General features: G+C 39.2%; 27 protein-coding genes. 20 read left to right on the plus strand and 7 right to left on the minus strand.

Translation table 11 applies throughout. The features are described 5' to 3' along the window. Positions 1-298 precede the first annotated feature (298 nt). The 8 genes from pheS to HMPREF2634_RS04885 all read left to right on the plus strand — a co-directional run bounded on the left by pheS (position 299) and on the right by HMPREF2634_RS04885 (position 7,666). Entirely contained in the window at positions 299-1,345 is a 1,047-nt protein-coding gene (pheS, locus tag HMPREF2634_RS04850) for a phenylalanine--tRNA ligase subunit alpha (RefSeq protein WP_041331712.1), read from the plus strand. A gap of 4 nt (positions 1,346-1,349) precedes the next feature. Then, entirely contained in the window at positions 1,350-1,877 is a 528-nt protein-coding gene (locus HMPREF2634_RS04855) for a GNAT family N-acetyltransferase (RefSeq protein ID WP_049517548.1), read from the plus strand. 123 nt (positions 1,878-2,000) lie between these two features. Next, on the plus strand, positions 2,001-4,406 hold the full coding sequence (gene pheT, locus HMPREF2634_RS04860; protein WP_057489702.1) for a phenylalanine--tRNA ligase subunit beta: 2,406 nt from the start codon (positions 2,001-2,003) through the stop codon (positions 4,404-4,406). A gap of 90 nt (positions 4,407-4,496) precedes the next feature. Further along, positions 4,497-5,279 carry a nucleotidyltransferase domain-containing protein gene (locus HMPREF2634_RS04865; protein ID WP_003024059.1) on the plus strand — a complete coding sequence of 261 codons (783 nt, stop codon included), beginning with the start codon at positions 4,497-4,499 and terminating at the stop codon, positions 5,277-5,279. A 143-nt stretch (positions 5,280-5,422) separates the two neighbouring features. Then, positions 5,423-5,974 (plus strand): TMEM175 family protein, encoded by a 552-nt coding sequence (locus tag HMPREF2634_RS04870; protein ID WP_041784122.1) that lies wholly within the window; start codon positions 5,423-5,425, stop codon positions 5,972-5,974. Between the two features lie 162 nt (positions 5,975-6,136). Further along, positions 6,137-6,292, plus strand: a complete 156-nt coding sequence (locus tag HMPREF2634_RS10095; RefSeq protein WP_162490627.1) for a hypothetical protein — start codon at positions 6,137-6,139, stop codon at positions 6,290-6,292. A gap of 233 nt (positions 6,293-6,525) precedes the next feature. Then, the gene (locus tag HMPREF2634_RS04880; RefSeq protein ID WP_171004443.1) at positions 6,526-6,945 is read left to right on the plus strand and encodes a hypothetical protein; all 420 of its coding nucleotides are present in this window, start codon (positions 6,526-6,528) and stop codon (positions 6,943-6,945) included. Positions 6,946-6,976: 31 nt separating this feature from the next. Next, the gene (locus HMPREF2634_RS04885) at positions 6,977-7,666 is read left to right on the plus strand and encodes a pyrimidine 5'-nucleotidase PynA (RefSeq protein ID WP_021001833.1); all 690 of its coding nucleotides are present in this window, start codon (positions 6,977-6,979) and stop codon (positions 7,664-7,666) included. A 48-nt stretch (positions 7,667-7,714) separates the two neighbouring features. Here the strand turns inward: HMPREF2634_RS04885 and HMPREF2634_RS04890 are convergent, their stop codons facing one another. From HMPREF2634_RS04890 to gorA, 4 genes are all read right to left on the minus strand, one after another. Further along, on the minus strand, positions 7,715-8,095 hold the full coding sequence (locus HMPREF2634_RS04890; RefSeq protein ID WP_003024070.1) for an MFS transporter: 381 nt from the start codon (positions 8,093-8,095) through the stop codon (positions 7,715-7,717). Positions 8,096-8,196: 101 nt separating this feature from the next. Further along, positions 8,197-8,670: a GNAT family N-acetyltransferase gene (locus tag HMPREF2634_RS04895; protein WP_003024073.1), complete on the minus strand. Its 474-nt coding sequence runs from the start codon at positions 8,668-8,670 to the stop codon at positions 8,197-8,199. A 155-nt stretch (positions 8,671-8,825) separates the two neighbouring features. Then, on the minus strand, positions 8,826-9,362 hold the full coding sequence (locus HMPREF2634_RS04900) for a biotin transporter BioY (RefSeq protein WP_021001832.1): 537 nt from the start codon (positions 9,360-9,362) through the stop codon (positions 8,826-8,828). Between the two features lie 497 nt (positions 9,363-9,859). Further along, positions 9,860-11,209 (minus strand): glutathione-disulfide reductase, encoded by a 1,350-nt coding sequence (gene gorA, locus HMPREF2634_RS04905; RefSeq protein WP_021001831.1) that lies wholly within the window; start codon positions 11,207-11,209, stop codon positions 9,860-9,862. Positions 11,210-11,468: 259 nt separating this feature from the next. Between gorA and HMPREF2634_RS04910 the strand changes: the two genes are divergently transcribed. The 3 genes from HMPREF2634_RS04910 to HMPREF2634_RS04920 are packed head-to-tail and all read left to right on the plus strand — an operon-like array spanning position 11,469 to position 14,576. Further along, positions 11,469-12,623 (plus strand): efflux RND transporter periplasmic adaptor subunit, encoded by a 1,155-nt coding sequence (locus HMPREF2634_RS04910; RefSeq protein WP_021001830.1) that lies wholly within the window; start codon positions 11,469-11,471, stop codon positions 12,621-12,623. After that, positions 12,607-13,299 carry an ABC transporter ATP-binding protein gene (locus HMPREF2634_RS04915; protein ID WP_003024078.1) on the plus strand — a complete coding sequence of 231 codons (693 nt, stop codon included), beginning with the start codon at positions 12,607-12,609 and terminating at the stop codon, positions 13,297-13,299. The genes HMPREF2634_RS04910 and HMPREF2634_RS04915 overlap by 17 nt, the downstream gene beginning before the upstream one ends. Then, the gene (locus HMPREF2634_RS04920) at positions 13,299-14,576 is read left to right on the plus strand and encodes an ABC transporter permease (RefSeq protein WP_018543525.1); all 1,278 of its coding nucleotides are present in this window, start codon (positions 13,299-13,301) and stop codon (positions 14,574-14,576) included. Before HMPREF2634_RS04915 ends, HMPREF2634_RS04920 begins: the two co-directional genes overlap by 1 nt. Before the next feature lie 103 nt (positions 14,577-14,679). On the opposite strand, the gene HMPREF2634_RS04925 is transcribed toward HMPREF2634_RS04920, so the two are convergent. Further along, positions 14,680-14,850: a DUF3042 family protein gene (locus HMPREF2634_RS04925; protein ID WP_003024081.1), complete on the minus strand. Its 171-nt coding sequence runs from the start codon at positions 14,848-14,850 to the stop codon at positions 14,680-14,682. 77 nt (positions 14,851-14,927) lie between these two features. On the opposite strand from HMPREF2634_RS04925, the gene miaA reads away from it, so the two are divergent. From miaA to recJ, 9 genes are all read left to right on the plus strand, one after another. Beyond that, positions 14,928-15,812 (plus strand): tRNA (adenosine(37)-N6)-dimethylallyltransferase MiaA, encoded by an 885-nt coding sequence (miaA, locus tag HMPREF2634_RS04930; protein ID WP_057489701.1) that lies wholly within the window; start codon positions 14,928-14,930, stop codon positions 15,810-15,812. Continuing rightward, on the plus strand, positions 15,805-17,043 hold the full coding sequence (gene hflX, locus HMPREF2634_RS04935; protein WP_003024084.1) for a GTPase HflX: 1,239 nt from the start codon (positions 15,805-15,807) through the stop codon (positions 17,041-17,043). Before miaA ends, hflX begins: the two co-directional genes overlap by 8 nt. After that, positions 17,036-17,665: a hypothetical protein gene (locus HMPREF2634_RS04940; RefSeq protein ID WP_057489700.1), complete on the plus strand. Its 630-nt coding sequence runs from the start codon at positions 17,036-17,038 to the stop codon at positions 17,663-17,665. The genes hflX and HMPREF2634_RS04940 overlap by 8 nt, the downstream gene beginning before the upstream one ends. 10 nt (positions 17,666-17,675) lie before the next feature. Continuing rightward, positions 17,676-18,605, plus strand: a complete 930-nt coding sequence (gene rnz / locus HMPREF2634_RS04945) for a ribonuclease Z (protein WP_057489699.1) — start codon at positions 17,676-17,678, stop codon at positions 18,603-18,605. 46 nt (positions 18,606-18,651) lie between these two features. Further along, on the plus strand, positions 18,652-19,260 hold the full coding sequence (locus HMPREF2634_RS04950) for a histidine phosphatase family protein (RefSeq protein WP_021001825.1): 609 nt from the start codon (positions 18,652-18,654) through the stop codon (positions 19,258-19,260). A 9-nt stretch (positions 19,261-19,269) separates the two neighbouring features. After that, a complete protein-coding gene (locus HMPREF2634_RS04955; protein WP_021001824.1) occupies positions 19,270-20,025 on the plus strand; it encodes an SDR family NAD(P)-dependent oxidoreductase in 756 nt (251 codons plus the stop codon). A 9-nt stretch (positions 20,026-20,034) separates the two neighbouring features. After that, on the plus strand, positions 20,035-20,772 hold the full coding sequence (locus HMPREF2634_RS04960; RefSeq protein WP_003024095.1) for a class I SAM-dependent methyltransferase: 738 nt from the start codon (positions 20,035-20,037) through the stop codon (positions 20,770-20,772). Then, complete coding sequence (locus HMPREF2634_RS04965; RefSeq protein WP_021001823.1) at positions 20,750-21,166, plus strand: GNAT family N-acetyltransferase; 417 nt, start codon at positions 20,750-20,752, stop codon at positions 21,164-21,166. The genes HMPREF2634_RS04960 and HMPREF2634_RS04965 overlap by 23 nt, the downstream gene beginning before the upstream one ends. 95 nt (positions 21,167-21,261) lie before the next feature. Continuing rightward, a complete protein-coding gene (gene recJ / locus HMPREF2634_RS04970; RefSeq protein ID WP_021001822.1) occupies positions 21,262-23,496 on the plus strand; it encodes a single-stranded-DNA-specific exonuclease RecJ in 2,235 nt (744 codons plus the stop codon). Positions 23,497-23,631: 135 nt separating this feature from the next. On the opposite strand, the gene HMPREF2634_RS04975 is transcribed toward recJ, so the two are convergent. After that, positions 23,632-24,429: a hypothetical protein gene (locus HMPREF2634_RS04975; protein WP_003024102.1), complete on the minus strand. Its 798-nt coding sequence runs from the start codon at positions 24,427-24,429 to the stop codon at positions 23,632-23,634. Positions 24,430-24,446: 17 nt separating this feature from the next. Beyond that, positions 24,447-25,142: an ABC transporter ATP-binding protein gene (locus HMPREF2634_RS04980; protein ID WP_003024105.1), complete on the minus strand. Its 696-nt coding sequence runs from the start codon at positions 25,140-25,142 to the stop codon at positions 24,447-24,449. Between the last annotated feature and the right edge of the window lie 2 nt (positions 25,143-25,144).

Below are 25,144 nucleotides of genomic sequence, written 5' to 3' on the forward strand. Positions count from 1 at the left end.
ACTGTTTATAATGTGTGTCGAATACAATTGCATTTTTAAACAAGGTCTATTTACAAGTCCTATAAAATTTGGTATAATATCAACTAATTAAATAAGAATCCGCAAGACTAGTAGCTTAGGGGAAGTTTGACAGGGAGAAGAACCAGAGACTGAGAGTTCTTTAGATGAAAACTAGGTAAATTCACTTGCAAAGGGATTTAGAATTAAGGTCTGGAAAACCAGATGAAAACGGATGGTACCGCGTGTCGACGCTCCGCTTATGGAGTCTGATAAGCGGTTTTTTATATTTGGAGGAATTATGTCAACCATTGAAGAACAATTAAATAAGCTTAGAGAAGAAACTCTGGCGTCGCTGAAAAAAATTTCAACTGAAAATGAAAAAGAAATGCAGAATCTGCGTGTTTCTGTCCTTGGAAAGAAAGGCTCTTTAACAGAAATTTTAAAAGGTATGAAAGATGTCTCTGCTGATATGCGGCCGATTATCGGGAAACATGTCAATGAAGCACGAGATGTGTTGACTGCTGCTTTTGAAGAATCTGCAAAATTACTAGAAGAGAAAAAAGTTGCTAATCAGTTGGCGAGTGAGTCAGTAGATGTCACCCTTCCTGGTCGGAAAATTCCTACTGGGAATCGTCATGTTCTTAGCCAAACAAGTGAAGAAATTGAAGATATTTTCATCAGCATGGGCTATCAAGTCGTAGATGGTTTTGAAGTTGAAACAGACTATTACAACTTTGAGCGGATGAATTTACCAAAAGACCACCCAGCACGTGATATGCAGGATACTTTCTACATTACAGAAGAAATTTTGCTGCGTACTCACACCAGTCCTGTTCAAGCTCGTGCTATGGACGCTCATGATTTTTCTAAAGGTCCTCTGAAAATGATCTCGCCAGGGCGTGTGTTCCGACGGGATACGGACGATGCGACGCATTCTCATCAATTTCATCAAATTGAAGGTTTGGTTGTCGGGAAAAATATTTCTATGGCAGACCTTCAAGGAACATTGCAGCTCATTGTGCAAAAAATGTTTGGAGAAGACCGCAGTATTCGTCTGCGTCCGTCTTATTTTCCATTTACAGAGCCGTCTGTTGAGGTGGATGTTTCTTGCTTTAAATGCGGTGGGCAAGGATGCAATGTCTGCAAAAAGACTGGCTGGATTGAAATTATGGGAGCTGGAATGGTACACCCACGCGTCCTTGAAATGAGTGGCATTGATGCTGATGTTTATTCTGGTTTTGCTTTTGGGCTGGGTCAAGAACGGGTGGCTATGTTGCGCTACGGTATCAATGACATTCGTGGCTTCTATCAAGGAGATGTTCGGTTCTCAGAACAATTTAAATAAATGTATGTTAATAAAAGTAAAAGAAGAACAGGTTGAAGTTCTAAGAGCACTAGAAGTGCAGACTTATCTAGAAACTTTTGGCCCTTACATCAAGGCAGAAGACATGCAAGATTATTTTGCGCATGAGCTCTCACTTGAGCGGATTCAGAAGGATTTGGCACTGGTAGAGTCAGAGACCTATTTTGCGTTAGATGAAACAGAGAAGATTGTTGGTTTTCTCAAATTTAACTGGGGGCAGGAACAGACTGAACCAGTAGAGGCAGACTATTCAATGAGGAATGCTTTTGAGGTGCATCGTATCTATGTTTTGAAACCGTATCAAGGACAAGGTTTTGGCAAGGAAATGTTTGAATTTGCCCTGCAGGAAGCTATGAAACGAAAATGTTCATGGGTGTGGCTAGGCGTTTGGGAAAAGAATTTTAAGGCCCAAAACTTTTACTTTAAATATGGTTTTGAGCGTTTTAGTGAGCATGAATATGCGACTGGTGAAACGGTTGATATTGACTGGCTCATTCGGAAAGAATTAAATTAAGCGAAAAAGCACTTGGCTTGGGCACTTGTCCCAGCCTCAAAAAGAAAGGAAATAATATGAGGCAAAATTTTTGAGCAGAAACAGTAGTTCTCAAAGATTTCTATGCACTCATATAGATGAATTATGCTAGTAAGTTATAAATGGTTAAAAGAACTAGTTGACGTAACTGTTCTGAGTGAAGAATTAGCTGAAAAAATGTCAACGACAGGGATTGAAGTAGAAGGGGTTAGCTCTCCTGCTGAGGGGTTGTCAAAAATTGTAGTTGGTGAAGTGGTTAGCTGTGAAGAGGTTCCTGAGACGCACCTACATGTCTGTCAAGTGAATGTTGGCGAAGAAGCGCTTCGACAAATCGTTTGCGGCGCTCCAAATGTACGAACGGGAATCAAGGTTATGGTAGCTCTTCCAGGAGCTCGTATTGCAGATAATTACAAGATTAAAAAGGGAAAAATCCGTGGGTTAGAATCCCTTGGAATGATTTGTTCCCTTGGAGAATTAGGCATTTCGGACTCGGTTGTTCCAAAAGAATTTTCTGACGGTATTCAAATTTTGCCAGAAGAAGCTGTACCGGGGGATTCCGTTTTTCCTTATCTTGACTTGGATGATGAAATTATTGAGCTTTCTATCACGCCGAACCGTGCAGATGCACTTTCAATGCGTGGAGTAGCGTATGAGGTAGCAGCTATCTACGACAAGTCGGTTCATTTTAAAGATTTTCCGTTGTTGGAAACACAAGAGCAAGCTGGAGAACAACTTTCTGTTGCGATTGAAACGGACAAGGCTCCTTTTTATGCAGCACGTATTTTGGAAAATGTAACCATTGCTCCAAGTCCGCAATGGCTTCAAAATCTGCTTATGAATGCAGGGATTCGTCCTATCAACAATGTGGTAGATGTGACAAATTATATTCTACTTTACTTTGGACAACCAATGCACGCCTTTGATTTAGATACTTTTGAGGACAATCAAATTGTGGTGCGTGAAGCGTGTGCGGGCGAAAAATTAGTAACCCTTGATGACGAAGAGCGCGAATTAGAAACGAGCGATCTTGTGATTGCGGTAGCAGATAAGCCAGTCGCTCTTGCTGGTGTCATGGGTGGAGCTGCAACGGAAATTTCTTCTCAATCAAGCCGTGTAGTGCTTGAAGCAGCAGTTTTTGACGGAACTTCCATTCGTAAGACGAGCGGACGTCTCAATCTTCGTTCAGAATCATCCTCTCGTTTTGAAAAAGGAATTAACCTAGCGACAGTAACAGAAGCTCTAGATGCTGCGGCTAGCATGATTGCAGACCTTGCAGGTGCAACGGTACAAGCCGGTATCGTCTCAGCGGGTCAAGTGGACACATCAGATGTTGAAGTTGTTTCAACATTATCAGATGTCAATCGTGTACTTGGAACGGAATTAACCTATACAGATATTGAAGATGTTTTCCGTCGCCTTGGTTTTGGTCTTACTGGCGATGCAGAGAAATTCACGGTCAGCGTACCACGTCGCCGTTGGGACATTCACATTGAAGCAGACCTTTATGAGGAAATTGCGCGTATCTATGGTTATGATAAATTACCAGCAACTCTTCCAAAAGGTGACGGAACAGCTGGCCAATTGACAGAAACCCAAAAACTTCGTCGCAAAGTTCGTACAGTTGCAGAAGGTGCTGGTTTGATAGAAGTTATCACCTATGCTTTGACTACTCCTGAAAAAGCTGTGCAATTTAGCACTAATCCAAGTAACTTGACAGAGCTGATGTGGCCGATGACAGTAGATCGCAGCGTTCTTCGTCAAAATATGGTAGCTGGCATTTTGGATACTGTTACCTATAATGTAGCACGTAAAAATAAGGACTTGGCTCTGTATGAAATCGGAAAAGTCTTCGAGCAAACGGGGAATCCACAGGAAGAATTGCCAACTGAAATCAACAGCTTTGCCTTTGCTTTGACAGGTTTGGTTACTGAAAAGGATTTTCAAACTCCAGCTGTACCAGTTGATTTCTTTTATGCAAAAGGAATTTTGGAAGCACTTTTTGACCGTCTGGGTCTAAAAGTAGAGTACACAGCGACACAAGCATTAGCTGGTATGCACCCAGGTCGTACAGCGACTATTTCACTAGACGGACAAGTCGTTGGTTTTGTCGGTCAAGTTCATCCAGTAACTGCTAAGGATTATAATATCCCAGAAACGTATGTAGCAGAAATCAACTTGACAGCGATTGAACAAGTAATGCAACCAGCAAAACCATTTGTAGAAATTACCAAATTCCCAGCTGTAACACGTGATATAGCACTGCTTCTGAAAGCAGAAATCAGTCACAAAGAAGTCGTTGAAGCTATTGAGGCTGCTGGTGTGAAACGCTTGACAGATATCAAATTATTTGACGTCTTCTCAGGTGAAAAACTGGGACTCGGCATGAAATCAATGGCTTACACCTTAACTTTCCAAAATCCAGAGGATACTCTGGAAGATGAGGAAGTAGCTCGTTATATGGAAAAAATCCAAAAGTCTCTTGAAGTAACGATTGGTGCAGAAGTGCGGTAAGACATGAAAAGCTCCTAAATTGAAGTTTAGGAGTTTTTTCTTGTAGTAATATAATGTATAATAAGGAAAAGTTTTATATCGGAGGAGAAAATGACAGTTTTTACACAACTTTGGAAAGCATTTTCCAATTTACCAGAAGTGATAGCGATTGCCTTAGGCGGATCTCGTAGCGGAGAAACTTATGATGAGACTTCGGACTATGATTTATATATTTACTGCACGAGCATTCCAGATGAAGACAGTCGGAAGTTGATTTTGACCCAATATTGTTCTTATATGGAAATAAGCAATCAATTTTGGGAATTGGAAGACGACTGTACCTTAAATAATGGCATTGATATTGATATTCTTTATCGGAATATTCGTGATTTTGCGCGAGATATTGAAAATGTTGTCGAAAAGCACCAAGCAGGAAATGGCTACACCACTTGCTTTTGGCACAATTTAAAAACCTGCAAGATTCTTTATGATGCTAATGGAGAGTTCGGAAAATTGAAAAAACGGTTTGACATTCCTTTTCCTCAAAAATTAAAAGACAATATCATTTCACGAAATTTTAGTTTGTTAACCGGACATTTGCCGTCCTACGATATGCAGATTTTAAAAGCAGCAAAACGAAAAGACTTTGTCAGTGTCAATCATCGTGTAGCAGCCTTTTTAGAATCCTATTTTGACATCATTTTTGCAGTTAATGAATTGACCCACCCCGGCGAGAAGAGAATGATATCATATGCAGCAGCGCATGCGAACCTTCTTCCTAATCAATTTGAGCAATCTTTAAATACTTTACTAATGAGCATTACTGCTAGCCCTGAAATTCTTGAAAAACAATTAAAAGATATGATTGCAAATTTAGCAGAAATTTTATCATAAAATTCTCTGCAAATTGAATTGTTGAGGACTAAAAAACGGCTTAAGCCGTTTTTTAATGCTTTTGATTTACAACTGTAAAAGTGGTATAATGTCACATATTTTAAAGAACTATTTAAAAGGAGAGAAAAATGAATCGTCAAGTAATGGGTAAAGAGCGTTTGGGAGCTTTTATTGATGCGGTGATTGCTATTATTATGACCATTTTGGTATTGGAACTGGAAAAGCCGAAAACCTTTGATTTACAAGGTCTATGGGAGTTCCGAACTAATTTTTTTGCCTATGGATTGTCCTTTTTCTGGCTTGGGGCTATGTGGACAAACTTTCACTCTTCATCGCAGGTAGTGGAGAAAATTAGTCAAAAAACAGTCTGGACTGCTATAATCATGCTTTTCTTTTCATCATTTTTCCCTTATACAACAAAATTAGTGGCTTCAAATTTTAACAATGCTACTATGCAAGTATTTTATGGAGTCTTTGTTCTGTTGATTTCATTCTCAGTCCTTTGGTATTATCACACATTGGTCGAAGTCAATCAAACAGCAGAAATTGAACAATTGAATATCAGTTGTTTGCATTGGATGAAGTGGGACATTGCAATTAAGATTTTAGGAATCATTCTTTCGTTGACGATTTTCCCAGCTGCAGAAATTTTTTCAGTGCTTATCACTCTTTGTGCACTTGTCATTCCCAATTAATTTAGATTATAAATGAAGAGAGTGTTGTTCCAGCTTTTTTCTAATAAGCCCAAAATTTGAAGATGAAGTAGCTGATTATGAAAAACACTGTTTGTTAATACTGTATGATATAATAAGTCTAGCAAATTATAACTAGGAATAGTGTGGAAGTTCAAGATAACAATGGAACAAAAAGAAACAATTATTGAGCTCTTGAAAAGTAGGTCAATGAAACAACGTGAACTTGCTGAATCTATCTACGGAGAGGAAAATCACACATTGAATATCTTAGATGAATTAAAAAAAACTAGAGACAGAAGAAATTATTATTCGTCATGACGATAGACATACCTATGATTCTTTAGCAGACTCTGCTCTTTCTGTTTTACAGACTTCTCGAAGTACCATGCTTGTGCCTAGACCAACTGTCATGGAAGTTGAAAAGTATTTGCAAGAGTGGGCTAACCTTGAAAGCTATAAATTACAAGAAACTGCATTAGATCGCTTGTTTTTTGAACTATCACCGAAAAATACAGATATTTCAGATATTCTGTTAAAGGTTGCAACACTAAATGACTTTTATAGTACTAATATTTTTTTCAATATTTCCTGTAGCAAAACATATTTTATCACTTGACATTGATGAGAGGTTAAAGAGTGGTGATATTTTTCTAGTAAATGAAATTCAAAATATAACCATAAAAGAAGGTGTGCAGCGAAAATTCTATTCTTTTGCAACTAAGCATTGCTCGCATCACAATCCTTTAGCGTATCCCATATACGATAGTTATGTTGAAAAGGTGTTGAAGTACTTTAGAAAAACAGATTATTTTGCAAAGTTTAAGAATGCTGATTTAAAGGATTACCAGCAATTCAAGAACCTAATTCTGACCTTTAGAAGTTATTACGGACTAGAGCAATTCAATCTTAAACAGATAGACCAATATTTATGGCAGCTGGGAAAAGAATATTTTCCAAATAATTATAAATAGTTTGTATCCCCTAGAAAGGAAAACGACAAAATTGTATTATAAATATCTACTATTTGATCTTGACCATACCTTGTTAGATTTTGATTTGGCGGAGGATTTGGCTTTGACTGCTTTTCTAAAAGAGCAGAGTGTGGCTGATATTCAGGCTTATAAAGACTACTATATTCCTATGAATAAAGCTCTTTGGCGGGACTTGGAACAGGAAAAACTGACCAAATCTGAACTGATTAATACGCGCTTTTCTCGTCTCTTTAACCACTTTGGTATGGATAAGGACGGTGCCGAGTTGGCTCTCCATTACCAGCAGCATATTGCCCAGCAAGGTCAGACCTATACTGGAGCTAGTGAGCTCTTGGATGTTTTGACAGAGGCGGATTATGAACTTTACGCTGCTACCAATGGTATCGGCTTCATTCAGACTGGTCGACTGTCTCACTCGGATATCTCCCCCTATTTTAATCAGATTTTCATCTCTGAGCAACTCCACACGCAAAAACCCGATGCTCTATTTTTTGAAAAAATAGCAGAGCTAATACCAAATTTTGATAAAAATCGAACTCTAATGATTGGAGATTCTTTGACAGCAGACATAGCGGGCGGAAACAATGCAGGCATTGATACGGCTTGGTATAATCCTAAAAGTTTGAGTAATCATACGCAAGCGAAACCGACTTATAATTTTCAGTCCTATCAAGATTTGTTGGATTTGCTGATAAAATAATGAGACAGAGATCATACCACCTCTGTCTTATTATTTTATAGTTTATTTTCATGCTATCCAAGCCATTAGAGTAGAAGCTAGAATGGCTAGAAAAATAATGACTACCATGGCTTTAGGAGTGCCATCTGAAAAAAGAGCGAGGAGCAAGGAAGAAAGAATCCCACTTCCGTATTGGAGAGAGCCAAGGAGAGCGGCTGCTGAACCTGTCATCGAATCCTCTGCGCTATTGAGAGCTGCGGCATTTGAACATGCTGCAACGATACCATTGGTACTAAAAATGAGAAGCATAGGAAAGACGACTGCCCAAAGACTACGAAAATTTCCAATATTAAACAGTAGTAGTAAAAGAGCAAAAGCAAGAGCACAGCTAGTGGCAATGTGCAAGAGATTTCGTAGAGAAAAACGATCAACTAACCGACGATTAAGCATACTGATGATTGAAACCCCGATAATATTGATACCGAAGAAAAACCCGTAATGTTCTGCTTTGTCGCCGTTTTCTTCTCTTCTCTCTTACTCATGAACTTTTCCTATTTTTTAAAAACTTTTTCCATGATAGTTTCTTGTGGTTTAAAACCTTGATGTTCATAAAACCGTAAGGCACCAGCGTTATCATTCCATACATTAAGGGTTAAGTTGTAACAGCCCATTTCTTGGGCAAATTTTTCTGCAAAATGGCAAAGCTGCTCACCAATTTTTTGACCACGAGCATTTTCATCAATACAAAGGTCTTCAATGAAAAGTGTTTTGATAGGTGTCAATACGAGACTGTGTGGTTCTTTAATGATGCAAAAGAGGTGACCCAAGATTTTACCTTCTTCATTTTCATAGACAAAGATTGGTGTATGTTCTTGAGACATCAGTGTTTTCAATTGTTCATCGTTGAATTTGCGACCACTCTCTTGGAAAATGTCTGGTCGGACGTTGTGATGAACAAGCAAGATTTGCTCTAAGAGATTATTGAGTGCTGGAATATCGCTTGGGACTGCTTTTCTAATAGGCATGGTGAGCTCCTTTTGGTGACCGTCGGTTATTTTTTTTTAAAATATAATAGGACTGTTGGTCATTTTTGTCAAGAAGAAAATGAAAAAATCTTTTTGAGCAATGTAAAAAGAACCCACAACACGTGAGTTCTAATAATGGGAGTGAGACAACTTTATCAATTTTTAAAGTAGGGATGATCTTTTAAGCTTTTAAAAATAGGTCTACTGATAAAGCTAATTGCAATCAGTTTTATGAAATCTGGTAAAATGAAGGGGATGACTCCGACTGTAATAGCTTTATCAAGTTGAAAACCTGCTAGAAACATTAAACCAAGTACACCACCGACAAAAACCAAAGCATCTCCGAGTAGATTTGATACGAATATCGTTAAAAAGCTGCTATTTTTGGAAGTTAGACTAGCTGTTATTAGGGCGTAGAACAAATAAAACCAGAGATAACCTGCATTGGGACCGACAAGTGCTTGAAATCCACCGCTTCCTCCTGCAAAAACAGGAAGACCGATAGCGCCTAAGAGAAGATAAAGAGCGACTGCTAATAGAGCTTCTTTTCGATGAAAAATAGTAGCCACTAAGCCAATTGCCATATTTTGCAAAGCAAAAGGAACTGGACCGATAGGAATAGTAATCTGAGCAAAAACGGCTATCAAAGCTGCGCCAATTGCTGGTAAAACGAGTGTAAATGATTTTTTCATAATTGTAACCCTTTATTTTATGATATGGTAACTATTATAAAACAAATAAGAGAAATGTCAAGGGTTAAATAAAAAGGCAAAAGCATAGACTGAATTCACCTTTTTATCAAAATATTTACTTTTTCCGCGATATTGCTTTCCTTTTATGTTTACTGCGAAGGAATAATATCAAAAATGCAATTAGTCCAAAGACATTTAAAAAGATAAGTAAGACAGTTGTCAGAATTGTTTTGGTCTTTTGCATAAAAGTACCTCCTCGTAAAATCGCTTTAATATTATCATAACAAACTGTACCTCTTTATTAACTAAAAAATCACAGGAAAAAGGAATCTTACAAAAATGTAAGATTAGCGGATAAAATGAAAGAATAAGTTATGGAATGAGAAGAAGTTATCGTGTAAACTAAAATAGTCAGAGACGTTGGCAGCCATTCTGACTATTGAGATAAAATTGGAAAAACTCTGGGAGGAAGATATTTATGAGAAGCGTCTCTACGATTAACGCATGGTGACAAACTCTTCTGAACCGGTTGGGTGAATGGCGACAGTCGCATCAAAATCTGCTTTGGTAGCTCCCATTTTGATAGCAACTGCAAAGCCTTGAATCATCTCATCAACTCCATAGCCAATTCCGTGGAGACCAATGATTTTCTCATCTATCCCCATTGTAATGAGCTTGAACTTGGCTTGTTGTCGGTGTTGGGTGACAGCTGAATACATGGAAGCAAAGTTAGAAGTGTAAATATGGATACTTTCTGCTCCGTATTGTTGAATCGCCTGCTCTTCGGTCAAGCCAACTGTACCAATCGCTGGGTGAGAGAAGACAACAGTTGGAATGTTAGAATAATCCATTTTAGCTTCAGTTTTTCCATTAAATAAGCGTTCGGCTAAGGTACGACCTGCTTTGATAGCAACAGGGGTTAATTCTTTTTCGCCTGTAACATCTCCTAGAGCATAAATACCCGATGTTGCTGTATTTTGAAATTCGTCAACTGCTATAAAGCCACGAGAATTTAGGGTAACACCAGCCGCCTCTAAATTCAACCCTTTGGTGTTTGCAGTCCGCCCAGTTGCCCAGATGACGTGTTGAGCGGTGTGGCTCGTTCCGTCCTCGAAGGTAATGCGAATCGCTCCGTTTTCAAGTTTTTCAAGCCTTTCTGGTATTTTGTGCGTATGTAGAGTAGGACCTGATTTCTTCATTTCTTCCACAAGACCATCGATGATATAAGAATCAAAATTGCGGAGAGGACGATCTCGACGAACGAAAAGGTCTGTTTTTACACCCAGAGCATGAAGAAGTCCAGCTAGTTCAACTGCGATATAGCCGGCACCAAGAATGGCAACGGATTGAGGGAGTTTTTCCCATGCAAAAACATCGTCAGAGGTTTCACCGAATTCTGCTCCGGATACTGCTGGAATATGAGGGTGAGCACCAGTTGCGATGACAATATGCTTGGCTTGGATAAGCTCGCCGTTGACTTCAACTGTATGGCGGTCTATGAATTTGGCGCGACCTTCAATCAACTCAACGCCATTTCGATTGAAACTATTATTGTAAGAATTGCGGGCACGATCAATATAGGCTTCGCGATTCTTCCGAAGCGTCTTAAAGTCAAACTGCTGATTATCCGAAGTAAAACCATAGTCTGGTCCATAATCACGAATGGCTTCGGCAATCTGGGCGCCATACCACATGATTTTTTTAGGAACACAGCCGCCGTTGACACAGGTGCCCCCTAATTTCTTTTCTTCAATAACGGCAGCTTTTGCACCGTGTTCTCCAGCGCGATTCATGGTTGCAATTCCTCCGCTACCGCCACCAATAGCAATTATGTCAAATGTTCTCATACGAGTCTCCTTTTATCTGTAATATGAAATTATTGTAACGTTTTTGGAAAATGATTGCAAAAATCTGCTACAAAAATTGATGAAAGGCTTGATTATTTGATTGTATTATTGTATTATATATTTAATACAACACAAAATAACTAGAAAGAAGGTAGATGAATGTTAAAAGAGTAAAGGATTTCTTATAGACGTTATCTTATTTTTAATCGTATGTGTTATAATATAAAAAATAGACCGTTTTCATCAGGAGGAGAAAGAGATGAAAAAATTGAAAAAGTGGCAGTTGTACAGCTTGATTGGTGTAACTGTGGTTGTCGTTTTAGGAGCGATAGGTACGATGTTATTGTTTAATGGTAATAGTACTGCTGATAAAGATAAAGAAGAAACGATTCAAGTGCAGAAAGCAAAAGAAGGGTCAGTTGCTTCATCTGTTTTGCTGTCAGGAAATGTTGCAGCTAACAATGAGCAATATGTCTACTATGACGGGACAAAGGGCGATTTGGATAATGTTCTTGTAAATGTTGGAGATCAAGTTACAGCCGGACAAGCTTTAGTTCAATACAAGAGTGTTGAAGCACAAGCTACATATGATGCTGCTGTTCGTGCTTTAAACAAGATTGATCGCCAAATTTATGATTTGAAAACGTATGGAACAACTGTTGATGTGACGGGTGATGAAGCGGCAGATAATAAAACAACTGCGTCTGCACAACGTTCGGTGGATTCTCAATTAAACGATTTGCAGGACAATCGCGCAGATGCTGTGGACAATATCAATAAAGCACAGGCATTACTAGATGCAACGACTGTCACCAGTACAAATAATGGAACTGTAGTAGAAGTCAATCGTGATGTTTCTAAATCTACGACAGGTACTAATCAAACACTCGTTCATATTGTCAATAACGGCAACCTCCAAGTGAAGGGAGAATTATCTGAGTACAATCTGGCAAATCTTTCAGTCGGACAAGAAGTGACGATTACGTCCAAGGTCTATCCAGATAAGAAATGGACTGGGAAAATCAGCTATATCTCAAATTATCCAAAAGACAGTCAAAATACAGCAGCAGCTGGTGCAGGTACTGCAAATTCAGGAGCAAAATACCCCTATACAGTAGATATTACAAGCGAAATTGGTGATTTGAAGCAAGGATTTTCCGTCAATGTTGAAGTAAAAAACAATACAAGAGGGATTCTCGTGCCGGTCAGCAGCGTTGTTTCTGAAAACAATAAAAACTATGTTTGGACACTAGAAAAAGGAACTGCAAAAAAAGTGCAAGTGACACTAGGAAATGCAGATGCTAAAAATCAAGAAATCTCATCTGGTTTGACAAAAGATAGTAAAGTTATCACCAATCCAACAGATAGCTTGAAAGACGGTCAAGAGGTGAAATCGTATGAAGAAACTCATTGATTTAAAAAATGTTAGCAAAAGTTATCGCAATGGAGATCAGGAGCTTCAAGTTTTGAAAGATGTTCATTTAGAAGTTGAAGAAGGTGAATTTGTTGCGATTATGGGGCCTTCTGGCTCAGGAAAGTCAACCTTGATGAATATCATTGGTATGTTGGATCGCCCAACGAGTGGTGAATATTACTTGGAAGGTGAAGAAGTTGCCAAGCTCAGTGAGAAAAAGCTAGCCAAAGTGCGTAATCAGCAGATTGGCTTCGTTTTCCAACAATTCTTCCTCTTGTCAAAATTAAATGCTCTTCAAAATGTAGAACTTCCTTTGATTTATGCAGGGGTTTCTCAATCCAAACGGAAAGCTTTAGCAGAGCAATATCTTAAAAAAGTTGAGTTAGAAACGCGGATGCACCATTTACCATCAGAACTTTCTGGTGGGCAAAAGCAACGGGTGGCTATTGCGCGTGCCTTGGTCAATCATCCCTCCATTATCTTAGCAGATGAGCCGACGGGAGCCTTGGATACCAAGACGGGTGAGCAAATTATGGAATTGCTGACGGAGCTAAATCGTGAAGGAAAAACCATTATCATGGTCACTCATGAGCCTGAGATTGCAGCCTTTGCAAAACGACAAATTGTTATTCGAGACGGTGTCATCTCATCAGACAGTAAGAAAGGAGAAGCATGATGCAGAATTGGAAATTTGCAATCAACTCCATTATGGGGCATAAAATGCGCTCTTTCTTAACGATGTTGGGCATTATCATTGGTGTTATGTCTGTTGTGGTTATTGTGGCTCTAGGAAGTGGTATGTCCAATGCCTTCACAGATGTTTTGGGTGGTGCACAGCAAGATGTTTCCTTATTTTACTCACACAAGAGAAGTAAAAACGGTGATGGTGTTATGACGTATCAAGAGATGCGTGACGATGCTGAAAGTGGAAATGGTGATGAGACAGTTTCGACAGAAGAAGAGCCTCAAATCCAAGAAGTTTGGGTCAAGCAAGCGGTTAATGATATTAGCGGAATTGACAATTATTATGTTACAAATAACACAACCGCTACAGTAAATTATGGTAAGAAAAAGGCGGACAATATTCCTATAACAGGTATCAATTCCACTTACTTTACGGTAAAGAAATACCAAATCGTTGCAGGACGGACATTGAAATCAAATGATTATCAAACATTTGCAAGAGTTGTATTACTGGATACGAAACTAGCTGATATTCTTTTTGGAGGTGCAGATAAGGCGCTCAATCAGATTGTCCAGCTGGGATCTAATAATTACCGTGTGATTGGGGTTTATAAAGATCCGAATGAAACGCGAAATCGCTTAGCCAATATGAACAACGGAAATTTACTAATGGCTAACACTCAGTTGGCAGCTGAATACAATGTTGCTGAGATTATGAATGTCGTGGTACATGTTAAAAAATTAGATGATGTGCTGAAAGACGGAAGCGCAGCTGCGCGCTTGATGACAAAATTGTCTGGTGTGAGAGAAGGCGAGTACCAGATGTTTGATCAAGCCAGTCAATTGGCTGCGATCCAAAGTCAGGTTGCCATTGTGCAAGTGGTTTTTGGAGCGATTGCCGGGATAGCACTTCTCGTTGGTGGTATCGGTGTCATGAATATTATGCTTGTATCGGTAACAGAACGAACCCGTGAAATCGGTCTTCGGAAAGCCCTTGGAGCCACACGTGGTAATATCTTGATGCAATTTGTCATTGAGTCAATGGTGTTGACAGCGATTGGCGGTTTGATTGGGCTTGCTTTAGCAGCTCTTATCGTGGCATCTATCGGTCATAGTTTGGATGCATTTTTCGGAGCTCCACCTACCATTACGACAGTATCTGCTGTCGGAAGTGTGCTCTTTTCTGCAACTATCGGGATTGTTTTCGGTATTTTGCCGGCTAATAAGGCTTCTAAATTGGATCCGATCGAATCCTTGCGTTATGAATAAAAAAACTGTCTTTTATAGTATGAGAAAGAACGTGTAAAAAAACTCCAACAACTACTCATCTTTTAGTGAGTTACTCGTTGGAGTTTTTATAATATATAAGCTATTAGTGTGATACACGTTTGCGAGCTGCTTTTTTACGGTTTTCTTCGATGAAAGCTGCTTTCTTTTCTTCAGGTTCAATCACTTTTTTCTTGAATGTATAAACTGCACCTGCAACAGCAGCAACAGTACCAGCTACGCCAGTTACAACACCTTTAACAAATCCTTTAGCCATGAGATTTCTCCTTTTCTGAACTTTATTTATGTTATAATATATAGTAACGAAAAATTAAATTTTTTTCAAGGGAAAAGATGAAAACTAAGATAATTGTAATTGTAGGACCAACTGCTGTCGGAAAAACAGCTCTCAGCATAGACCTCGCAAAACGTTTCAATGGTGAGATTATTAGTGGTGATAGTCAGCAAGTTTATAGAAAACTGGACATCGGAACGGCTAAAGTCACTCCAGATGAGCAGGAGGAGATTCCTCATTATTTGATAGATGTACGGGAAGTGACCGAGTCTTATTCGGCTTTTGATTTTGTAAAGGAGTCCGAGGCTGCTATTGAGATGATTGTAGCAAAAGGGAAACTGCCGATTATTGCAGGCGGAACAGGACTTTACATTCAAAGTTTGCTGGAGGGCTATCATCTGGGGGGGTCAGCTTCTCATGAGGATATTTTAGCCTATAGAGCTGAACTAGATACCTTGGCTGATGAGGAATTATTTGGCAAAATAGCAGAGCTTGGATTGGAAATTTCCCAGATTAACCGCAGGCGGGCTATGCGAGCGCTGGAAATTGCTCATTTGGGGAATGAACTTGAAAACAAACAGCCTGACTATGAAGCCCTGCTGATTTGTCTGGACGATGATCGAGAGATTCTCTATGAGCGTGTCAATCAGCGAGTGGATCTAATGCTAAAGGCTGGACTTTTAGAAGAGGCGAAGTGGCTCTATGACAACTATCCACATGTCCAAGCCAGCAAAGGAATTGGCTACAAGGAACTTTTCCCCTACTTTGCCGGAGAGTTGGCCTTGGAGGAAGCTATCAATAAACTTAAACAAAACACTCGCCGCTTTGCTAAACGTCAGCTAACTTGGTTTAGAAATCGCATGAATGCTACTTTTTATCAGGTTTCAGATCCGAATGTCAAAGAACGGATTATGCAGGATATAGAGGAATTTTTGAATGATTGAAACAGAAAAACAGCAGGAACGAGTGATCCTTATTGGAGTGGAATTGCAGGGAATAGAAAATTTCTCCATGTCTATGGAAGAATTAGCCAGTTTAGCCAAGACTGCTGGCGCTCAAGTGGTTTCCTCTTACACTCAGAAACGAGAGAAGTATGATAGCAAGACTTTTGTTGGTGCTGGAAAATTAGAAGAAATCAAGCGTATGGTAGAAGCAGATGATATTTCCACCGTCATTGTCAATAATCGTCTGACACCTCGCCAGAATATCAATTTGGAAGAAATTCTAGGGGTCAAGGTTATTGACCGCATGCAATTAATTTTGGATATTTTTGCTATGCGGGCTAGGAGTCACGAAGGAAAACTTCAAGTTCACTTGGCTCAACTTAAATATCTCTTGCCTCGCTTGGTCGGGCAGGGGATCATGCTCAGCCGTCAGGCTGGGGGAATTGGTTCCCGCGGTCCTGGTGAAAGTCAGTTGGAACTCAATCGTCGTAGTGTTCGCAATCAGATCCACGATATCGAGCGCCAACTCAAAATTGTAGAGAAAAACCGCGCAACTGTACGGGAAAAACGTTTGGATTCTAGTGTTTTTAAAATCGGTCTGATTGGTTACACTAATGCTGGAAAGTCTACCATTATGAATGCCTTGACCAACAAGAGTCAATATGAGGCGGACGAACTTTTTGCTACTTTGGATGCGACAACTAAAAGCGTCAATCTGACAGGCAGATTCAATGTAACATTGACGGATACGGTCGGATTTATTCAAGACTTACCAACCGAGTTAATATCTAGCTTCAAATCCACTTTGGAAGAGAGTAAAAATGTGGACCTTTTAGTTCATGTGATTGACGCCAGCAACCCTAACCACGAAGAACATGAAAAAACGGTCTTGGCTATTATGAATGACTTGGATATGCTAGACATTCCTCGCTTGACCCTCTATAATAAAGCAGACAAAGCAGAGAACTTCACTCCAACCTTAACTCCCTATGTCCTGATTTCGGCGAAAAATGAAAATAGCAGAACAGTTTTGCAGAATGCTCTGTTGAATAAGATGAGAGAACTTTTTGTCCCTTTTCGTATCAGGGTTAGTCCTAGCAAGGCTTATAAGTTACATGAATTGGAAAGTCTGGCAATCATTGATAAGAGAGAGTATCTGGAAGAAAGTGAAATGATTTCTGGCTATATAGCAGAAAAAAATAAATGGAGACTAGAAGAATTTTATGACTGATTATATCAATTTAGCGCTTAAATACGGTGGCTTTACGAGTTTAGACCGTATTTACCTAGAAAAGGTTCTGGACAAGCTGTCCGATTCGCAAAAAATGACTTTTATCACGCCACCGCCAAGTGTTATCAATGCGTATTTTTCGGAACTCTATCAAAAAAAGAGTCCGAAAGCTGCAACAACTTATTTTCTAGAACTAAATAAAGAATTGGCTCTTTTTAACGACCATCCTAGCTTTGAGGAGGAAAAACCTTTTATTCGCCTGAATCTTTCAGGTAAATCTTATGGTTTTTGTTTTGAAAACGAAGATGGAATTGGATTAATGTTTCCAGAAATTCCAGAGGTGATTGAACCGGATTTACTCTTTGAAATTGCTCAGCTTTTCCCTCATTATCTCGTTTATGAAGAGGAAAATGTCATTCGGATGGTGCCAGCAATTCCTGAAGAAGTAGTCCAAAAGCAGCCGCTCTCTGCTCTGACAGATCTTTATAAGCTAGCAGATGGTCGCCTGAAACTGGAAGGGTACAATCAGGAAGAGCTGATTCAGTTGGCTCAAGACTATGCTGGTCAGCTTTATTATCGTTCTCAGAATCGCTCTGCGATGATTTATATTAAGAAAAAATAGAAAGAAAAAGATGCAACTACAATTTTTAGGTACAGGAGCTGGTCAGCCTTCTAAGGCTCGGAATGTTTCTAGTCTGGTTTTGAAACTATTGGATGAAATCAATGAAATTTGGATGTTTGATTGTGGTGAAGGAACCCAGAATCGCATTTTAGAGACGACGATTCGTCCCAGAAAGATTAGAAAGATTTTTATCACTCATTTGCATGGGGATCATATTTTTGGTCTACCGGGCTTTTTATCCACTCGATCATTTCAAGCTAATGAAGAGCAAACAGATATTGAAATATATGGACCGGTCGGTATTAAAAGTTTTGTCATGACGAGTCTTCGTGTGTCAGGGTCGCGCCTGCCTTATCGGATTCATTTTCATGAATTTGACGAAAAACACTTAGGGAAAATTTTAGAAACTGATAAATTTACAGTTTATGCAGAGAAACTAGATCATAGCATTTTTTGTGTGGGTTACCGCATTATGCAAAAAGATTTGGAAGGTACGTTGGATGCTGAGAAATTGAAAGTCGCAGGTGTTCCTTTTGGCCCTCTCTTTGGTAAGGTGAAAAATGGAGAAGATGTAGTACTGGAAGATGGGACGAAAATTATAGCAGCAGATTACATTTCAGCTCCACGACCTGGCAAGATTATCACTATTTTGGGGGATACGCGTAAAACGCATGCCAGTGTGCGACTGGCTGTGAATGCAGATGTTTTGGTGCACGAGTCCACTTATGGTAAAGGGGACGAGAAAATCGCCAAGAACCACGGACATTCTACTAATATGCAGGCAGCAGAAGTTGCTAGAGAAGCTGGTGCCAAGCGTCTCCTTCTCAATCATATTAGCGCACGCTTTCTATCAAAAGATATAGGTCAAATGCGCAGAGATGCCAGTTCCATTTTTAAAAACGTTCACTTGGTCAAGGATTTAGAAGAAGTAGAACTATGAATTTTTGGCAAGGATAATTCTTAAAATTTAAAGGAAAGAGGAAATCATGAACATATTATTTGTCAGACATGGGAAAGATTCTGATCAACACAGAGGTGGCTGGAGTCAGCTCGATTTGCTTCCTGAAGGGAAAAGAGAAGCAAAAACGTTAGCAGATTACTTAGTCCAACACAAAGAAGACTATCATTTTACGAAAATGATTACGAGTGATTTAAAAAGAGCTGAGACAACTGCAACAATTTTAGTGGAGGCGCTTCAACTGCCGTTGGAGAAAGAAAGCAGCTTACGAGAAACGAATAATGGTGATTTAGCAGGAATGTTAAATAGTGAAGCTGATCAAAAATTTCCTCGTCTTTATTTTAGAAGTCTTGCAATGGACGAGCATTATCCAAATGGAGAAAGTCCGAGAGAATTTTATCAACGGATAAAAACTTGGTTTCAACGCTTCTTGCAGGAAAATAATAATTCAGATGAGACACAAATTGTGGTCACACATGGTGGAGTGATTAACATTATCTATCATTTAGTGAACCAGATAGAATGGACGAATAAAAGCAATCTATTCCACGTTAAACATTGCAGCATTAGTCTATTGAATACAAAAACGCTTGTTTTTGAGGTTGAAAACCAAACGGATTTTTTAGAAGAAAAATAAGGAGGACACATGCGAACAATTGTTATTACAGGGGCTAGTGGCGGTGTCGCTCAGGAAATGGTGAAGTTGTTGCCAAATGACCAGCTGATTTTAGTGGGACGCAGTCAAGAAAAATTAACAAAACTTTATTCAAATCATACGCATTGCGAATTCGTTGAGTTGGATATTACAGATTACAAAGCTTTAGAAACTTTTACTGAAGAAATTTACCAGAAGTATGCTCAGGTGGATGTTCTAGTCAACAATGCTGGTTACGGGATTTTTGAGGAATTTGACAAGATTAGAAACGAGGATATTCATGCCATGTTTGAGGTCAATACGTTTGCTCTTATGAATCTGTCTCGTCTTTTCGGAGAGCGGATGAAGCAAGCGGGTCATGGGCATATTGTCAATCTTGTTAGTACAGCTGGGCTGATTGCCAGTTCCAAATCCAGTCTTTACTCGGCTACCAAGTTTGCTGGAATTGGCTTTTCTAATGCTTTGCGCTTAGAGCTCATGCCGTACAATGTCTATGTGACCACCGTTAATCCGGGGCCAATTAAGACGGCTTTCTTTGACAAAGCTGATCCTGACGGCAGTTATGTTAAGGCAGTTGATAAGTATATTTTAGAAGCAGATGTCGTCGCTAAGCAAATTGTGGACAATTTTGGGAAAAAGAAGCGGGAGCTGACGATGCCTTTTGCCCTGAAAGCAGCCCACAAACTTTACACACTTTTTCCAAATATTGGTGACAAACTAGCTAGTAAAATGTTTAATTATAAATAGGAGAAATTTATGGATGTGACAGCTTACAAGGCATTTGTAAATCAACCATGGGGCAAGCTTTATTATGAGATTCTCTTTGCTCAGCTAGCCCATATAAAAAATAAGGAAGTACTGGATTTCGGTAGTGGTTTTGGTCTGGTGGCGAATTTTTTAGCACAAAACAATCAGGTAACAGCCATAGAACCAAATGACGAGATGGTTGCAGAGCGGAAGCAGAATTTTCATTATCATCAACTACAAGGCAGCCTAGAATTGTTGAAGGAAATTCCAAGTGCTCGTTTTGACCTTATCATTTGTCACAATGTTCTGGAGTATGTGGATGAACCAGCTCTTTACCTAGCTGAATTTAGCAGAGTGCTAAAAGAAGGCAGACAGATTTCTCTCATCAAGCACAATGAAGTGGGGCGGATTATGCAGACTGTTGTGTTTGCAAATGATACAAATTTAGCATTGGATTTATTATTAAGTAAGTCCTATCAATCACATACAATGGGGCAAGCAACCTATTATGAAATAGCAGACTTATTACAAAAAGTTGACATTGAACTGACTGTTCAGGACTATCAAGGAATCCGAATTTTCTATGGCTTGCAAGATAATGCAGTGAAGACTGCTGATGACTGGCGGGAAAAGATGTTGGAGATAGAGCTTGCAGTTTGCCAACAGTCTCCTTATCGGGACATTGCGGCTTTTCAGCATATTTGGTTGCAAAAAGGAGACAAGAATGATTCGTTACTTTGCAAATAGACAAATTGCTATTGAAGACTTGCTTCCGCTTTACCAATCTGTTAGCTGGACTAACTATACAGAACGAGCAGATATGTTAGAGCAAGCATTTCAGCATTCACTGTTTACTGTATCAGCCTATGATGGGGAACAGTTAGTTGGTCTCCTTCGAGCAGTCGGAGACGGATTTTCTAGTGTTTTCATTCAGGACTTGTTAGTTTTTCCGTCTTATCAGCGCCGAGGTATAGGTCGAGAATTGGTTCGACAAACGCTGGAGACATTTGCAGATGTTTATCAGATTCAGCTAGTAACAGAGCAGTCAGACAAAAATTTAGCCTTTTATCGCTCTTTAGGATTTCGGGAACTGTCGGATTTGAATTGCACGGGTTTGATTTATAGAGGTAAAAGCTATTAGATAAATGCTTGTGTATAAAATTGGAGGTTTGGGCTAGTGAAAGCTAGTCTTTTCGTGTTATAATAGACTTTATATTGCAACAGAAAGATAAAAGCATGATTACATCAAAATATGATTGGCAGATTGCCACAAATTTTTCAGATGAGAGCTTTATTAAAAAAGCTAAAAAACTTGGCTTGGAGGCTTCGGTAGCTAATCTGGTCTACCAGAGAGGAATCCAGACAGAAGAAGCACTGCGAGATTTTCTAGAGCCTAGTTTGGACCAGCTGCATGATCCTTATGAGCTGCATGATATGGATAAGGCAGTGACGCGCATTCGTCAAGCGATTGAAAATTATGAGCAGATCTTGATTTATGGAGATTATGATGCGGATGGCATGACTTCGGCTTCTATTGTTAAAGAAGCACTAGAACAACTTGGAGCAGAGTGTCAGGTCTATTTGCCCAATCGATTTACAGACGGTTATGGCCCTAACGCGAGTGTTTACAAGTATTTTATTGAAAATCAGGGAGTTTCACTCATCGTTACAGTGGATAATGGAGTTGCAGGACATGAAGCAATCGAACTAGCTCAGTCTATGGGAGTGGATGTCATTGTGACGGATCACCATTCTATGCCAGAGGTACTTCCTGATGCTTATGCAATTATTCACCCAGAACATCCGGAAGCTGATTATCCTTTTAAGCATTTAGCTGGTTGCGGTGTAGCTTTTAAGTTAGCGACTGCTCTTTTAGAGGAAGTACAAGTAGAGTTGCTAGATCTAGTCGCTATTGGAACTATTGCAGATATGGTCAGCCTAACAGATGAAAATCGCATTCTGGTCAAATATGGGCTAAGTGTCCTCAAAAACACTCAACGAATCGGCTTGCAGGAGCTTTTTAAGATTGCAGGTATTCAGGAAAATGAAGTGGATGAAGAAACAGTTGGTTTTCAGATAGCCCCTAGGCTCAATGCTCTAGGTCGACTTGATGATCCAAATCCTGCTATTGAACTTCTGACCGGCTTTGATGAGGAAGAAGCGCGTGATATTGCCCTAATGATTAACCAGAAAAATGAAGAACGCAAAGAAATTGTTCAGAAGATCTATGATGAAGCCAAGACCATGGTTAATCCCGATAATCCTGTTCAAGTTCTAGCTGGTGAAGGTTGGAATCCAGGTGTCTTGGGAATTGTGGCAGGGCGGCTTTTGGAAGAATTGCACCAGCCAGTTATTGTCTTGAATATTGAGAATGGATTAGCAAAAGGCAGCGCCCGCAGCATTGAAGCAGTTGATATTTTTGAAGCGTTAGACCCTCATCGAGATTTATTTGTGGCTTTTGGTGGGCATGCAGGGGCAGCTGGGATGACTCTAGAGGCCAGCAAGTTAGAAGCACTCAGTCAGGTTTTGGTAGCATATATTGAGGACAACAAGCTGGATTTGTCTACTAAGAATGATCTCTTTTTGGATGAGGAATTATCCTTGCCAGATTTGACACTAGAGACCCTCAAAAACTTTGAAAAGTTAGCTCCTTTTGGCATGGACAATAAAAAGCCTGTTTTTTATTTGAAAGATTTTAAGGTTGAAAATGCCCGCACCATGGGAGCAGGGAATACTCACCTTAAGCTGAAAATTTCTCAGGCTGACGCAGTTTTTGAGGTCGTAGCTTTTGGTCTGGGTGATCTTGCGACAGAATTTTCCCAAACTAAAAACTTAGAGCTGGCGGTTACGCTGTCGGTTAATAAATGGAATGGTCAGACCAGTCTCCAGCTTATGCTGGTGGATGCTCGGGTCAATGGGATTCAGCTCTTTAATATCCGAGGTAAAAATGCTCCTTTACCTGAAAATGTGCCCGTCCTGCGTTTTTCAGAAGAAATTCCTAATTTTGAAAAGAGCAGAGCAGTTGTAGTGTATGACTTGCCTGAACGCCTAAATCAGCTCAAAGCAATCATTCAGCAAGGACATTTTGAAGCAATTTACTTTAAAAATGAGATTGCTCAGCCCTATTATCTGACAGGTTTCGGAACGAGAGACCAGTTTGCAAAACTCTATAAAACAATTTATCAATTTCCAGAGTTTGACATTCGTTATAAGCTCAAAGAACTAGCTGCTTATCTCAAGATTGACCCAATTCTACTCATAAAGATGATTCAGATATTTGAAGAGCTGGACTTTGTGACAATTCAAGATGGAATGATGCAAGTAAACAAAAAAGCAGAAAAAAAGGCTATTGAAAACAGCCATATTTATCAAGAACTGAAGAAAACAGTCAAGGAGCAGGAGCTTATGGCTCTAGGAACGGTGCAGGAAATTTATGATTATCTGATAGAAAAAGATGAATTTTCAAACTAAATTTTAGATGAACTATTTATTTGTCTCGCACTGAAGACCGCGAGACGGACTGAAAGTCATATAATAAAAAAGTCATGAGTAAGATGAATCTCATGACTTTATTGTTTATCTAAGTATTGCTACAGCTTGTGTTACCTACTGCAAATTCACTTTATTTTTGAGGATGTAATACGTTCCAGTATAGTAGATAAGCCCCAAAAGAAGAGAGGTTATGACTCCGCTCACACTACCTAAAGAAGTTGAAAGCGACGGGAAGGCTGAAACATATAGATTAGCAGCGATAATCAGAGCAAATTGAATTCCAAAATAAGCTAGAAAAGCTATAGCGGCGCGGTGGTCTTGGGAAAGTTGACCAATAGAGATAGAAAGATAAATCAATAGGATATTTGGAATAAGGGCTACAAGATAGTATCCAAATGATTTCAATAGTTCACTAGCAATTTCCCAAAAGTGTTTACCAAGTAATCGAACAACTATTTCAATTTCAGATTGTGTATGAAAAGCAGTTCCCACAATAAGAACAATGATTCCAAAACTAAGAAACAATGCAAGTGTGCTAAGAATCGTCCATATAACAGCACCGAGTAATTTTGAGAGGATAATTTGATGTTCATTAACTGGTAAAGTGAGCGTTAGATATCCTTCTCTTTCATAAACACTATTTTTAAAGCGACGAATAATCAGAAAGAGTGTTGAAATGGCAAGTGCCACAAGGAGACCTGAGAAAATCAGCATTGTAAAACCGAAGAAAGTACTTGTCATACTCCCTGCTTCATTAGTAGAAGACTGCAAACGGTCGAAAAAGTTCCTTCCATTTGCAAAATGCCTTAGCCAAAGCCCGATACTAACGGATAAAAATAGCACGATTCCGTATAAACCTAAATACCACTTGTTCACATTTTTAAATTCGTATTTTAATAAATTCCAAAACATAGTCAATCTCCTTTGTTCTAAGCCTTAAATTCTTGGCGGAAGAGCTGGTCAATAGATTCACCAGACTCATAGCGAATATCATCTACATTCCCTTGTCGAACAATCTTGCCATTATCAATAAAGATGATTTCATCTAGGATTGGTTCAATATCTGAAATCAAATGTGTTGAAATGAGAACAGAAGCGCTAGGAGAGTAATTGTTGATAATCGTCTTTAGAATGTAGTCCCGCGCTGCTGGGTCAACCCCTCCAATAGGTTCATCCAGAACATACAGTTTGGCTTGGCGGCTCATGACTAAAATCAACTGAACTTTTTCCTTGTTTCCTTTAGACAATTTTTTGAATGTCAAATTTTCGTCAATATGAAGATCTTGCAAGAGTGCCTGTGCACGCTCTATCTCAAAGTCTGCATAGAAAGATTGAAAATACTGCAAAGCATCTTTGACTTTCATATTTTCGTTTAGGTAAGTTGTATCTGGTAAATAAGATACGATTTTCTTAGTTTCTGAAGACGGTTGAAGCCCGTCGATGAGGATTTTTCCGTCATTTGGTTGAAGTAAACCGTTGATTAGTTTTATCATGGTTGTTTTTCCAGAGCCATTTGGACCAAGTAAGCCGATAATTTTTCCGGCTTCAATTTCAAAATTGATATGCTCTAAAGCCGGTGTGCTACCGTATGATTTTGAGACATTTTCAAATGCAAGTAATACCATTT

This window comes from Streptococcus sp. HMSC034B03, assembly GCF_001838575.1.
In the GTDB taxonomy this organism is placed as follows: domain Bacteria; phylum Bacillota; class Bacilli; order Lactobacillales; family Streptococcaceae; genus Streptococcus; species Streptococcus anginosus.